Below are 13345 nucleotides of genomic sequence, written 5' to 3'. Positions count from 1 at the left end.
TACCGCCCGGAGTGATCCACGACACCCGGTTCTGCCCCCGGGTTCGCAACCGGCGCCTCCGCCAGGAACAATCGGGGTGCGCACCGTCGGGTGGTGCCCAGTGGTGAGACGCTGCACAGGGCGGGAATTCGCGGACCTCGGGCGACCGGGGGCCGTACGGGGAGGGTGGCAGGTAAGTGATGGAGCAGCTGACGCAGCACGACCCGAGGCGGATCGGCCCGTTCGAGGTGCTGGGACGGCTCGGAGCCGGCGGCATGGGGCTGGTCTATCTCGCCCGCTCGGCGTCGGGCCGGCGGGTGGCGATCAAGACGGTGCGTACGGAACTGGCCGAGGACCAGCTGTTCCGGGTGCGCTTCACGCGTGAGGTCGAGGCCGCGCGGGCCGTCAGCGGCTTCTACACGGCCGCCGTGGTGGACGCCGACCCGCGTGCCGCGGTGCCCTGGCTCGCCACCGCCTACGTGCCCGCGCCCTCGCTCGAGGAAATAGTGAATGAGTGCGGGCCGATGCCGACCCAGGCCGTGCGCTGGCTGGCCGCGGGCATCGCGGAGGCCCTCCAGTCCATCCACGGTGCGAAGCTCGTCCACCGCGACATGAAGCCGTCGAACGTGCTCGTCGTGGAGGACGGCCCCCGCGTCATCGACTTCGGGATCGCGTCCGGCGTCTCCAACACCCGGCTGACCATGACGAACGTCGCCGTCGGCACGCCCGCGTACATGTCGCCCGAGCAGGCGCGGGACTCGCGCAGCGTCACGGGCGCCAGCGACATCTTCTCGCTCGGCTCGACGCTCGTCTTCGCCGCGACCGGCCACGCGCCCTTCCACGGGGCGAACCCGGTCGAGACGGTCTTCATGCTGCTGCGCGAGGGCCCCGACCTGGCCGGGCTGCCCGACGATCTGCGCTCGCTGATCGAGTCCTGCATGCAGATGGACGCCTCGCGCCGGCCCACCCCTGCCGAGCTCCAGTCCCAGCTCTCCCCGCACCTCTTCGCCTCCGGCGGCGACGACAGCGGCACGGCGTCGGCCTGGCTGCCTGCCTCCGCCACCGAGATGATCGAGCTGCGCCGGGGCGGCGGACGCGTGATCGCCGCGCCCCCTCCCGTGCCCGTGCCCGCCCCCGTACCGCCGCTGCCCGCCACGCATCCGGGCGCCGACTGGGACACCGCCCGGCACAGCGCCGTGGACCCGCGCCCCCAGGCCGTGTCGCCCGTCGTCCCGCCCCCCGCCCCGCCCGCCGAGGCGCCCGACGCGGGCGGCCCGGTGCGGCTCTCCGGTGCGCAGGTGCCGATCGGGCCCGGTCCGCGCGCCCAGGACGTGCGCGCCTCGGCCGCCGCCGAGGCGGCTCCGGCGACCGGCTGGGTGCGCCCGCCCGCCGGGGTGAACGGCGCGCTCACGGCCCCGGCGGCCCCGGTGCCCGCTCCGGCGCACGCGCCGGACAGCGCCTCCTCCGGGCCGGATCGCTGGCGGCCCTGGCGGTTCCGGATGTCGAACGACGTGTGGGGCACGCCGGTCGTGGTCGGTGATCTGCTGTACGTCACCTCCTTCGAGGTGCACGCGCTGGACACCGGCAACGGGCGGCGCCAGTTCAAGACCCGTGACGTGGCCTGGGCGATGGCCGTGGAGGGCGGCCGCATCCACGCCTCCGACGGGCCCTCGCTCTACGCCCTGGACGCGGTCAGCGGCGCCGAGCGCTGGCGGCTGCAGACCGACGCGTGGGTGTACTCGCTCAAGGCGGACCGCGGCACGGTCGTCACCGGCACCCGGGGCGGCGGCATCCAGGCGTGGGAGGCGTCCACCGGCGAGAAGCTCTGGGAGACCACCGGCGCGCAGACGGACTTCGAGACGGCGGAGGCCGGACCGGCCGTCCACGACGGCACGGTCTACCTCTGGCAGGACGCCCGGCTGCGGGCCGTCGACGCCCGCACGGGCACCGAGCGCTGGTCGTACCCGGTGGGCGACGCGGCCTCCTGCGGCGGGGTCCCGATCCGGGTGACCCCGGCGCCGGACGGCTACGTGTACGTCAGTGCGGGGGCCCGGGTGCTCGCCCTGGACATCGGCTCCGGCCGGGTGCGCTGGCACTTCGAGTCCCCGGCGGTCTTCCTCTCACCGCCCGCGTTCGCGGCAGGGCCGGCCGTCACCGGCGGCGGCGTGTACCTCGCGGACTACCTCGGCACGGTGTACGCGCTGGACGCCTCGACCGGCAAGGACCGCTGGCGCATCGCCACCGAGTCCCGGCAGTCGACCGAACCGGTGCTGGTGGCGACGGGGAACGTGCACGTCGGCAGCGGCAGCGCGCTGTACACGCTGGACGCGGTCACCGGCACCCCGAAGTGGCGCTTCGCCGCGGGCGGCGACGTGGTGGGCGCCCCGGTCGTCGCGGACGGACGGGTCCACTTCGGCTCGGCCGACCACGTGCTCTACACCCTGGACGCGGCGGGCGGCCAGCTCCGCTGGAAGCTCGCGACGGGCGGCGAGATCACGGGGTCGCCGGTGGCGCAGGGCGGGGTGGTGTACGCGTGCAGCAAGGACCGCTGCGTGTACGCGCTGGACGCGGTGAAGGGCACGGGGACGGGGAATAGGGCCCGCGCGTAGACGCCCGTCCGGCCCTTCTGGCTCCTCCGGCGATCAGCCGCCGGACGGGCCTGATTTCGGCGGCGGGCCTGATTCCGGCCCGGGGCCCGGGTCCGGAGGCGGGCCCGACTCCGAATCCGGTCCCACGTACGGGTCCGCCTCCGGCTCCGGCCAGGGGCTCGTCTGCACCGAGGGGCCCGGCTCCCGGGTGGGCGGCCAGGTATCGGGATCCGCCGACCCCGGCGCGTCGTACGGCTCCGGCCGCGCCGCGCTCCGGCGGCGGCGCCCCGACATCAGCGCCGCCCCCAGCAGGAGCAGCACCCCGCCGCCCGCGGCGTTCGCCACGCCCTGCTGAAGCCCGGAACCGTCGCCCGCGACCGTCAGTTCGCCGGCCGCCTGGCCCTGGCGGACCATCCACAGCACGGTGAACCCGAGCACCACCACGCCCGCGAGGGCCACCAGCAGCCGGGAGCGCAGGACCACGCCGACGACCGTCACGACCGCGGCCAGCACGAAGGGCAGCATCAGCGAGCCGAACAGGCCGGGGTGCGCCCCGGTGACGCCGGTGCCGGTGAAGAGGTCGCCGATCCGGTAGTGCCGCCCGAGGCGGCCGTCGTACCAGTCACGGAAGGGGCTCAGCACGGCGGCCGCCGCTCCGATGAGAGCGACGATCGAGCCGAGGACGTTACGGATCATCTCCGGCCTCCAGCGGGACGCGCGAGGCGCCACCGGCCGGTGGCGCGGATCAGCACCGCTCTCGCCTCCCGACGCTACGCCGGGCGAATGACGCCCGCCACCAGACGGAGATATGCCGGGCCGCGTTCCGATCACGGGCAGATGATGACAAGACCGTGACAGGGCCATGACCGGGCTGCCGACCGGGACCGGCCATGCTGTGCGCTACGGTGTCGCGCGCCGTGCGACGGCGAAGAGACGAGTCACAACACAAGGGGGGCTGCATCGATGATGCGGCAGCACATGAAACTGACAGTGGTCCTGGTCGCGGTGGTCCTCGCGCTCACGGGCTTCTCCAGCCACGGACACGGCAGCAAGAGCGGCAGCAAGAGCCGAAAGTCCAGCAGCGGCGGCAGCAGCAGCAGTGGCGGCGGGTGCTCCAACTCCAAGAAGAGCAACGGCACTTACCACGACACCGACTCCGACTCCGACTACGACGATGACGACTACAGCTCGTCCACCGGCTCCACCTACGGCACGGCGACCCCCACCGCCACCGCGACGGACGCGCCCCGCGCGTACGTGTTCCGTTGCGCGGCACCCGGCAAGGGCAAGCGCAAGGCCGTCACCTTCTCCACCGTGCGGCTCACGGCGAACGCGGCCGGCAGCCACACCTACGAGGTCGACGTGACGTTCCTCGACTCGCGCGGCAACACCGTGGACAGGGGGGAGGCCAGCGTGAACGTCGACGGCGGCGTCACGCAGACCCTCTCCGTCCGGATGGACAACCCGAGCAAGGTCTCCCGGGTGAAGAAGTGCTCGGTCACCGCCGAGCTGAGCTACTGACGGACGCGGCTCCGGCGCTCATCTCGGACGGTCCTCACCTCAGACGGGGTTCACCGCCACCGGCCCCCCTGCCCCGCTCCCTGAACAGCTCCGCCTGCCGCTCCGGCGTCAGGTTCCCGAGCGCGATCAGGTGCGGGGCATGGGCCAGCGCCTGGGTCCTGGCGGCCTCCTTGGCGGACCAGACGGCCCGTACCGTGCCCTCCACCGCCCCGGCCGGGTACGAGGCGATGACCGCCGCCGCCCGCAGCGCGGCCGCCACCGCGCCGCCGGCCGGGGTGACCTCGCTGACCAGCCCGGTCTCGTACGCGCGCCGGGCCGACACCCGCTCGGCCGTCCCCATCAGGGACATCCGGGCGACCTCACCGAACGGCATCCGCTGCGCCATCGAGATCGCCTCGTACGCGCTGACCATGCCGTACGTGGTGTGCGGGTCGAAGAACGTCGCCTCCTCGGACGCGATGACGAACTCCGCCTCGCCCAGCAGGTAGAACGCCCCGCCGCAGGCCATCCCCTCCACGGCCGCGATCACCGGCTTCCACAGGTCGTTGGCCTTCGGCCCGATCGCGATCAGCGGATCGTCGATCGTGTACGGGGACGAGGGCTGCGGGACGTCCGCGCCCCGGTCGATCCCGGTACAGAACGCCCGGCCGCCCGCGCCGGTCACCACGACCGCCCGCACTTCGTCGTCGTAGCGGAACGCCCGCCAGGCGGCGGTCAGTTCGGCGGCCGTAGCGAGGTCGATCGCGTTGAGCTTCTCCGGCCGGTCCAGGGTGAGCAGCGCGACCCCGGTCGCCCCGTCCGTCTCCGTGCGCAGCGCCATCGCCCCTCACCGCTCCAGCAGCCAGCGGACCATGGTCACCTCGGGCGAGACGGGGCAGAAGACCGCCTTCACGGCCGCGCCGATCCGCAGCCGCTCCGGGTCGACGGAGTTCAGCGGCGCGTCGGGCCCGCTGACCACGTTGCCGACCAGCCGGATCCCGGGGGCCTCGGCCAGTTCGACCACCACCGCGTTGTACGGGGCCTGGTCGGCGTAGGCGGGGAGCAGCGGCGGGTGCGGCAGCACGTACGACCAGATGCGGCCGCGCCCGCTCATCGCCCGCCACTCGCTCTCGAACGACTGGCAGTGCGGGCAGCACGGCCGGGGCGGGAAGCGGAGCTTTCCGCAGTCCGGGGCCGCGCAGGCCTGGACGCGCAGTTCGCCGCGGGCCGCGTACTCCCAGAAGGGCGCGCCGTCCTCGTCGACGACGGGCAGCAACAGTCCATCCATCGCGAATCGCTCCTCAATTCCTCAGCAGTACGGCGGACGTGGGGACGCCCTCCCCGGCGGTGACCAGGCAGGTCGAGGCGTCGGGGACCTGGGCGGTGGAGACGCCGCGCAGCTGCTTCACGCCCTCGTTGATGAGGTTGAAGCCGTGCACGTACCCCTCGCTGAGCCCGCCGCCGCCGGTGTTGACGGGCAGCCGGCCGCCGCTCTCCAGTGCCCCGCCCTCGGTGAACGCGGCGCCCTCGCCGCGCCCGCAGAACCCGTAGCCCTCCAGGGAGAGCGGGATGAGCGGGGTGAACGCGTCGTAGATCTGGGCGACATCGACGTCGTCCGGGCCGAAGTCGGCCTGCTTCCAGAGTTGTCGGGCGGCGGCCCAGGCCGGTCCGGTGAGCGGGTCCTCGTTCCAGTAGTTGACCATCCCGTGGTGCTGGGCGGGCAGTCCCTGGGCGACCGAGTGGAGGTAGACGGGCTTCTGCCGGCAGTCGCGGGCCCGTTCGGCGGAGACGATGACGCAGGCCAGCGCGCCGTCCGTCTCCAGGCAGTTGTCGAAGAGGCAGAGCGGCTCGCTGATCCAGCGCGAGGTCATATACATGTCGCGGGTCAGCGGGCGTTCGTACATCACGGCGTCGGGGTTCTGGTTGGCCCGGTTGCGGCAGGCCAGCGCGACGTTGAAGAGGTGGTCGCGGGTGGCCCCGTACTCGTGCATGTAGCGCCGGGCCAGCATGCCGATCTCGTCGGCGGGCCGCAGCAGTCCGTACGGACGGGTCCACTGGGCGGGCGTCGGCAGTTGCACGGCGGTGTTCTTCCAGGGCCGGGGCCCCGATCCGCGCTTGCGCGACCGCCAGGCGACCCCGACGCTCGCCTGTCCGGTCGCGACGGCGGCGGCGAGATGCGCGAGCGTCGCGCAGGAGCCGCCGCCCCCGTACCCCACCTTGCTGAAGAAGGTCACGTCACCGGCCCCGATGGACTTGGCGACCTCGACCTCGTCGGTCTCCTCCATCGTGTACGAGGCGAACGCGTCCACCTCCGACGCGGCGATGCCCGCGTCGTCGAGCGCCGCGACGATGGCCCGGCAGGCCAGGGTCTTCTCCGACTCGGGCAGGTGTTTCGCGAACCGCGTCTGCCCTATCCCGGCTATCGCTGTCTTGTCCTTGAGCGTCGCCACCCGCCACCTCCGAGGCCGTCATGACTGCTGACAGCGGAGGAGGCTACAGCTAATCTGACGGATAGTCAGCTACTGCGGCCGGCCACCGGAGCCGACCACCGCGGTGCGGTCCGGCGGGAGGGCACGAGATGCGCGGCGACGAGGAATGGTCCACCGTCCCGAACCTGGTACGGGAGGCGGCGCGACGCTACGGCGACCGCGAGGCGGTGGCCGAGGGCCGCACCAGGATCACCTACACGGAACTCGGCGAACGCGTGGAACGGGCCGCCGCCGCGTGCATGGCCTCCGGGGTGGAGCCGGGGGACCGGGTGGCGGTCTGGGCGCCCAACACCCTGGACTGGATCGTCTCCGCGCTGGGCGCGGTCACGGCCGGCGCGGTCCTGGTCCCGCTCAACACCCGCTTCAAGGGCACGGAGGCGGCGTACATCCTGGAGCGGAGCCGGGCCAGGCTGCTGTTCGTCACCGGCACCTTCCTCGGCACCTCGTACGTGGCCTCCCTGCGCCGCGCCGACATCGAACTCCCGGACCTGGAGAAGGTGGTGGTCCTCGCCGACACCGCCCCCGCCGACTACGTCACCTGGAAGGACTTCCTGGCCTCGGGCGAGCGGATCTCCCCCGAGCGGGTACGGGCACGGGCCGACGCCATCGACCCGTCCTCCCCCTCCGACATCATCTACACCTCCGGCACCACGGGACGCCCCAAGGGCGCCGTCATCAGCCACGCCCAGACGCTGCGCTGCTACGAGATCTGGAGCGAACTGGCCGGTCTGCGCGAGGGCGACCGCTATCTGATCGTGAACCCGTTCTTCCACACCTTCGGCTACAAGGCGGGCGTCATCGCCTGTCTGATGCGGGGCGCGACGATGATCCCGCAGCCCGTCTTCAACGTGGACACGGTCCTCGCCAACATCGCCGCCGAGCGCATCTCCGTCCTCCCCGGCCCGCCCACGCTCCACCAGTCACTGCTGGACCACCCGGCCCGCTCCACCCACGACCTCTCCGCGCTCCGCCTGGTCGTGACGGGCGCGGCGGTGGTCCCGCTCCAGCTGGTGGAGCGCCTGCGCACCGAACTCGGCATCGCCACGGTCCTGACCGCCTACGGCCTCTCCGAGGCGAGCGGCATCGTCTCGATGTGCCGCCGGGGCGATCCGGCCCGCACCATCGCCGCCACCTCCGGCCGCGCGATCCCCGGCACCGAGATCCGCGTCCTGGCCGCCCCCGGCGAACCGGGCGAGGTCCTGGTCCGCGGCTTCAACGTGATGAGCGGCTACTTCGAGGACCCGGAGACGACGGCCGCCACGATCACCTCGGACGGCTGGCTGCACACCGGCGACGTGGGCGTCCTGGACACGGACGGCAGCCTGCGCATCACGGACCGGATCAAGGACATGTTCATCGTCGGCGGCTTCAACGCCTACCCCGCGGAGATCGAACAGCTCCTGGGCCTGCACCCGGACGTCGCCGACGTCGCGGTCATCGGCATCCCCGACCCCCGCCTCGGCGAGGTCGGCAAGGCGTACGCGGTCCGCCGCCCCGGCGCGACGGTGACCGCCGACGACCTGATCGCCTGGTCGCGGCGCGAGATGGCGAACTACAAGGTGCCCAGGGCGGTGGAGTTCGTCAGCGGCCTCCCGCGCAACGCGAGCGGCAAGGTGGTGAAGGGGGAGCTGCGGGGGGAGGGCGGTCCCTCCTGAGGACGAACTGATCGCCCTGTGCGGGTCGTCGTCGAGCCGGTCACCAAGGACATCGCGGACGAGGCGATCCGCCTGCTCAGGGCGACCGGCCTGCACGGCCACAAGTACGCCGTCGACGCGGCCCTCGCGGTGATCGCGGGCCGGCAGCCCGGCCGGGGCCCGGACGTGCGGCGGCCGCGACGGCTCCCCCTCCGCGCCGCCGCGGCCGTTCCCCCACCCCGTCGCTCTGGTCTTTAGGCCTTCTCGGAGCCCGCGTGGTTCTCCTGCGGCTTGAGAAGGTCCTTCGGCGTGCCGCCGGCGTGGTTCTCCAGGGTGGCGACACCCTCGGTGACGCTGCCCGCGTGGTTCTCCAGCGGAGTGACCGTGCCGCCGTCGGCGGCCGGGCTGCCCGCGTGGTTCTCCTGCGTCGTGGCGTTGCCGGCCTTGGGCTTGATTGCGTCGCTCATGCCTGTCTCCCAGAGGTGTTACGTGCGCGGTCGGCGATGCCCGTCCGGCTGCTCCCCCGTGGGCTGCCGGACGGGCGTACAAGGACCGTTCACCCTAGCGGTGTGGTCCCCCGTACGATCCGCCTGCCCCCCGACGCGACGGATCGATGGGCACCAGACTGCCGAGCGGCGATAAACAATCGATGAACGCCGACGGCAATCGGCGACGGGGCTCCCTCAGGCAGCGGCGGGGGCGAGGAGCGCGCGGACCGCGGCCGCTTCCGCAGCACCGGTCTGCTCGTAGATGGACAACGCCTCCTGCCAGCACGCCCGCGCCCGATCGGTCTGCCCCAGGTCCAGGAGGGCGCGGCCCAGCGTCGTCAGGACGTTGCCACGCATCCATTCGCCCCCGATGACGCGCAGCGCAAGGGCCTGCTCCGCGTGCTGGGCGGCGAGCGCCGTCTGCTGTGACGCCAGGTAGGCCTCGGCGATACGGAAGTGGGTCGACCCTTCCCAGAGGCGCTGGCGGGTGCTCTGGAACAGGCTCATCGCCTTGGCCAGTTGTTGCAGTGCCTCGGTGGTGCGCCCGGCCCGGGTGAGTGCGATACCCAGGGCGAAACGGCCGTTGGCGGTACGCAGGCTGAGCCCCATGCCGTCGAAGATGGCCGTGCCCTGCTGAGCGAGTTCGACCGCGCTCGTCGTGCGACCCATGTCCACGTGGATCCGCGAGAGGTTGCACAACGCGGATGCCTCGCCCACGAGGTTCCTGTCCGCGCGGTAGTTGTCGATCGCCTCCTGCAGGAACTTCTCGCCGTCCGAGTGCCGGCCCTGGTAGAAGGCGATGATTCCCCGGTCGTTCGGGGCCCAGCAGGCGGGGATCGGGTCACCGGAGTCCCTGGCGAGCTCCATCGCGTGCATGGCCTCCTCGTCGGCCAGCGCGAACCGGCCGGACACGAGGTAGACCGTGGACAACGAGGCGCGGGCGCGCGCTTCCGCGCGGGAGTCGTTCTCCGCCTGCGCCGCGTTGCGCAGAGCTGTTCCGGTCGTCTCGTACTGGCGGGAGTTCGCACCCGACTCGGCCAGGTCCTTCGAGGCGCACAGCAGGTCGACAGCGCGCCGGAGCATCCCGCTGCCGGCGCTCTGGTGAGCGCAGGCGAGCAGCGCACTGGCCTCGCTGTAGAGCCAGTCCACGGCGGTGTGGCCGTCGCTGAACCGGAGACCGGGGTTGTCCGGCGCCACCAGGTGATCCACCGCCCGGTCCCCCGGCCGCTCCAGCGCGTACACCCCCGCCGCCGTGGCCAGGTAGAAGTCCAGCAGCCGGGAGAGGGCCGACTCCCGCTCCTGCGGCGACTTCTCGTCCCGTTCCGCGCACGAACGCGCGTAGAGGCGGACCAGGTCGTGGTAGCGGTAGCGGCCCGGGGCCGCCGACTCCAGCAGGGACGTGTCGACCAGGGCCTCCAGGAGGTCCTCCGCCGCGTGCGTCTCCAGGTTCAGCAGGGCGGCCGCGGCGGCGAGGGAGATGTCCGGTCCGTCCGCGAGGCCGAGGAGGCGGAAGGCGCGGGCCTGGGCGGGTTCCAGCTGGCCGTAGCCGAGTTCGAAGGTGGCCTTCACCGCGAGGTCGCCCGCCTGGAGTTCGTCCAGGCGGCGGCGCTCGTCCGCGAGCTTCGCGGCCAGGACCGAGACCGTCCAGGTGCGGCGGGCGGCCAGCCGGGAGGCGGCGATGCGGATGGCGAGGGGGAGGAAGCCGCAGGCGGCGACCACGTCGAGGGCGGCCTCGCGCTCGGAGTTGATGCGCTCCTCGCCCACGATGCGGGTGAAGAGCTGGAGCGCCTCCTCGGGCGACATCACGTCCAGGTCGACCAGGTGCGCGCCGGCCAGGTCGACCATCCGGACCCGGCTGGTGACGAGCGCCGCGCAGCCCGCCGTACCCGGGAGCAGGGGGCGGATCTGGGCCGCGTCGTGGGCGTTGTCCAGGAGGACCAGGATGCGGCGGCCGTCGAGCGTGGAGCGGTAGAGCGCGGCGCGTTCGTCGAGGGAGTCGGGGATGGCGGAGTCCGCCGTGCCCAGGGCGCGCAGGAAGGCGCCGAGCACCGTCTCCGGTTCGGCGGCGCGGGCGCCCGCGCCCTGGAGGTCGACGTACAGCTGGCCGTCCGGGAAGTGCGGGCGGGCCTGGTGGGCGACGTGCACGGCCAGGGTCGTCTTGCCGACGCCGCCGATGCCGGCCAGCGCGGAGACGGCCATGACGGAGCCCTCGGCGGTGGCGAGCCGGTCGCCCAGCTCGCGGACGAAGGAGGTGCGGCCGGTGAAGTCCGGGACGGTGGCCGGGAGCTGGGCCGGGCGGAGCGGGGCGGCGGCCTGGACGGGCTCGTCGGCCGGGCGGGCCAGCTCCTCGTCGGCCCGGAGGATGCGCTGCTGGAGCTGGGCCAGTTCGGGGCGCGGGTCGACGCCCAGTTCCTCGGCGAGCAGTCGCCGGGTGTCGGCGTACACGGCGAGGGCCTCGGCCTGGCGCCCGCTGCGGTACAGGGCCACCATCAGCAGCTCGCGCAGCCGTTCGCGCAGCGGGTGCGCGGCGGTGAGCGCGGTCAGTTCGGAGACGGCCTCCGCGTGGCAGCCGACCTCCAGGTCCAGGTCCAGGCGGGTCTCGGTGAGCTGGAGGCGCCACTCCTCCAGGCGGGTGCGCTGGTTCTCCGCGTACGGGCCGGGCACCGAGGCGAGCGCCTCGCCGTCCCACAGGGCGAGCGCCTTGTTCAGCAGCTCCCTGGCGCGGCAGCGGTCGCCCGAGGCGCGGGCCTTGTCGGCGCCGGAGGCCAGTTCCTCGGCCACGGTCACATCGAGCGCGTCGGGCCCGGTCCGCATCGCGTACCCGCCGGAATCGCTCGCCAGGGTCTGCGGGCCCAGGATCTTGCGGAGCCGGGAGGCGTAGGTGCGTACGGCGGCCAGCGCCTGGGAGGGCGGCTCGTCGCCCCAGATGGCGTCGATCAGCTCACCGGACGTGGCGGTGTGGCCGCCGCGCAGCAACAGGGCCGACAACAGGGCGCGCTGCTGCGGTGAACCCGACGGCAGCGTCTCGTCGCCCCGCCTGGCCCGTACCGGTCCGAGCACGGAAAAGCGCAGCTCTGTGCCGTCCGCCGGCTGTCGCTCCGGAGCTCGCTGTTCCGGAACACGCACCCGTGGCTCGCCGTCACGGCCCATTGCCGCCTCCTGTCCTGCTCTCTGCGCACTGCCCAGTGCCGCACCGAACATGTCGGGACACCGCCGAGGAGATCCGGATTGCTCCATACCGTTCGTATCGCCGTCAACAGTCTGCCTTGTGAAGGGTGGACACGTCAGCAGTGGGTGACTGTCTGCACGAGCCCTCGACAACGATTGTGGAACGGAGCCTCGCACAGATTGCTGACGGTTCGTCAGATCAGCGCTACCGTGGTACGCATGGAGACCTTCCCGAAGATCATCTCGGTGGACGACCACACGGTGGAGCCCCCTCATGTCTGGCGGGACCGGCTCCCGTCCAAGTACGCCGACTCCGGCCCGCGCATCGTCCGGGCGCCGCTCAAGGAAATGACGTTCATGGGCGGCAAGTTCGCGCCCGTGATGGGTGCGAAGGGCGACGACGGCCCGATCGGCGACTGGTGGGTGTACGAGGACCTGCACCGCCCGCTCACCCGCCTCGACACCTCCGTCGGCTACGACAGGGACGAGATAAAGCTCGAAGTCATCACTTACGAGCAGATGCGCCCCGGTTCGTTCTCGGTGCCCGAGCGGCTCGCGGACATGGACATCAACCACGTGCAGTCCGCGCTCTGCTTCCCGACCTTCCCCCGCTTCTGCGGCCAGACCTTCACCGAAGCGAAGGACCGCGAACTGGGCCTGCTCGGCGTGCGCGCGTACAACGACTGGATGGTCGACGAGTGGTGCGGCCCGGACGCGCACGGCCGGCTCATCCCGCTCACTCTGGTCCCGCTCTGGGACGCGCAGCTGGCGGCCGACGAGGTCAGGCGCAACGCGGCGCGCGGGGTGCGTGCGGTGGCGTTCTCCGAAATACCTCCACATCTCGGACTGCCGTCCATTCATACGGACGAGTGGGATCCGTTCCTGCGGGCCTGCGACGAGACGGGGACGGTGATCGCCATGCACATCGGCTCGTCCTCGAAGATGCCGTCCACCTCGGCCGACGCCCCGCCGGCCGTCGGCTCCACCATCACCTTCGCCAACTGCTGCTTCTCGATGGTCGACTGGCTGATGAGCGGCAAGTTCGAGCGCTTCCCTAACCTGCGGATCATGTACGCGGAGGGGCAGATCGGCTGGATCCCGTACATCCTGGAACGCGCCGACGTGGTCTGGGAGGAGAACCGGGGCTGGGGCGGGGTCGCGGACAAGGTCCACCGGCCGCCGTCGGAGCTGTTCACCGAGCACGTCTACGGCTGCTTCTTCGACGACGCCTTCGGGCTGAAGAACCTGGACGCGATCGGCGTCGCCAACGTGCTGTACGAGACGGACTACCCGCACTCCGACTCGACCTGGCCCAAGTCCCGTGAGGTCGGCGAGGAACAGATGGGGCACCTGGACGCGGACGTGGTGGACCGCATCGTGCGCCGCAACGCGATCGACCTGCTCGGGCTCACCGACGAAGGGCTGTGGGCGGGACCCGGCACCGGGGCGTGAGACGGGCGGGTGCCGCAGCCGTCCCCTCGGACGGCCGCGGCACCCGT

At 72.5% G+C, this 13345-nt stretch carries 11 protein-coding genes; 5 read left to right on the top strand and 6 right to left on the bottom strand.

What is annotated here, in order from left to right:
• Positions 1 to 179: 179 nt before the first annotated feature.
• Positions 180 to 2588: a PQQ-binding-like beta-propeller repeat protein gene (locus tag EDD93_RS06810; RefSeq protein ID WP_123524292.1), complete on the top strand. Its 2409-nt coding sequence runs from the start codon at positions 180 to 182 to the stop codon at positions 2586 to 2588.
• A gap of 33 nt (positions 2589 to 2621) precedes the next feature.
• On the opposite strand, the gene EDD93_RS39535 is transcribed toward EDD93_RS06810, so the two are convergent.
• On the bottom strand, positions 2622 to 3263 hold the full coding sequence (locus EDD93_RS39535; RefSeq protein ID WP_185092229.1) for a hypothetical protein: 642 nt from the start codon (positions 3261 to 3263) through the stop codon (positions 2622 to 2624).
• A 267-nt stretch (positions 3264 to 3530) separates the two neighbouring features.
• Here EDD93_RS39535 and EDD93_RS06805 point away from each other — a divergent pair, with 267 nt between their 5' ends.
• A complete protein-coding gene (locus EDD93_RS06805) occupies positions 3531 to 4088 on the top strand; it encodes a hypothetical protein (RefSeq protein ID WP_123524291.1) in 558 nt (185 codons plus the stop codon).
• A gap of 34 nt (positions 4089 to 4122) precedes the next feature.
• On the opposite strand, the gene EDD93_RS06800 is transcribed toward EDD93_RS06805, so the two are convergent.
• From EDD93_RS06800 to EDD93_RS06790, 3 genes are read right to left on the bottom strand one after another with little or no spacing between them, the layout of a single operon-like run.
• The gene (locus EDD93_RS06800) at positions 4123 to 4908 is read right to left on the bottom strand and encodes an enoyl-CoA hydratase/isomerase family protein (protein ID WP_123524290.1); all 786 of its coding nucleotides are present in this window, start codon (positions 4906 to 4908) and stop codon (positions 4123 to 4125) included.
• 6 nt (positions 4909 to 4914) lie between these two features.
• Positions 4915 to 5355 (bottom strand): Zn-ribbon domain-containing OB-fold protein, encoded by a 441-nt coding sequence (locus EDD93_RS06795; RefSeq protein ID WP_123524289.1) that lies wholly within the window; start codon positions 5353 to 5355, stop codon positions 4915 to 4917.
• 13 nt (positions 5356 to 5368) lie between these two features.
• Complete coding sequence (locus tag EDD93_RS06790; RefSeq protein WP_123524288.1) at positions 5369 to 6517, bottom strand: lipid-transfer protein; 1149 nt, start codon at positions 6515 to 6517, stop codon at positions 5369 to 5371.
• A gap of 128 nt (positions 6518 to 6645) precedes the next feature.
• Here EDD93_RS06790 and EDD93_RS06785 point away from each other — a divergent pair, with 128 nt between their 5' ends.
• Together EDD93_RS06785 and EDD93_RS06780 are read left to right on the top strand one after the other, a co-directional pair.
• Positions 6646 to 8211 carry a FadD3 family acyl-CoA ligase gene (locus EDD93_RS06785; protein ID WP_123524287.1) on the top strand — a complete coding sequence of 522 codons (1566 nt, stop codon included), beginning with the start codon at positions 6646 to 6648 and terminating at the stop codon, positions 8209 to 8211.
• Between the two features lie 18 nt (positions 8212 to 8229).
• The gene (locus tag EDD93_RS06780) at positions 8230 to 8448 is read left to right on the top strand and encodes a hypothetical protein (RefSeq protein ID WP_123524286.1); all 219 of its coding nucleotides are present in this window, start codon (positions 8230 to 8232) and stop codon (positions 8446 to 8448) included.
• Here EDD93_RS06780 and EDD93_RS06775 read toward each other — a convergent pair.
• Together EDD93_RS06775 and EDD93_RS06770 are read right to left on the bottom strand one after the other, a co-directional pair.
• Complete coding sequence (locus EDD93_RS06775) at positions 8445 to 8657, bottom strand: hypothetical protein (RefSeq protein ID WP_123524285.1); 213 nt, start codon at positions 8655 to 8657, stop codon at positions 8445 to 8447. The genes EDD93_RS06780 and EDD93_RS06775 overlap by 4 nt on opposite strands.
• A gap of 216 nt (positions 8658 to 8873) precedes the next feature.
• Positions 8874 to 11828 carry a BTAD domain-containing putative transcriptional regulator gene (locus tag EDD93_RS06770; RefSeq protein ID WP_123524284.1) on the bottom strand — a complete coding sequence of 985 codons (2955 nt, stop codon included), beginning with the start codon at positions 11826 to 11828 and terminating at the stop codon, positions 8874 to 8876.
• A gap of 237 nt (positions 11829 to 12065) precedes the next feature.
• On the opposite strand from EDD93_RS06770, the gene EDD93_RS06765 reads away from it, so the two are divergent.
• Entirely contained in the window at positions 12066 to 13298 is a 1233-nt protein-coding gene (locus EDD93_RS06765) for an amidohydrolase family protein (RefSeq protein WP_123524283.1), read from the top strand.
• The last annotated feature ends 47 nt before the right edge of the window (positions 13299 to 13345 follow it).

It is taken from the genome of Streptomyces sp. 840.1, assembly GCF_003751445.1.
Taxonomy (GTDB): domain Bacteria; phylum Actinomycetota; class Actinomycetes; order Streptomycetales; family Streptomycetaceae; genus Streptomyces.
This window is presented reverse-complemented; position numbering and strand designations above follow the sequence as displayed.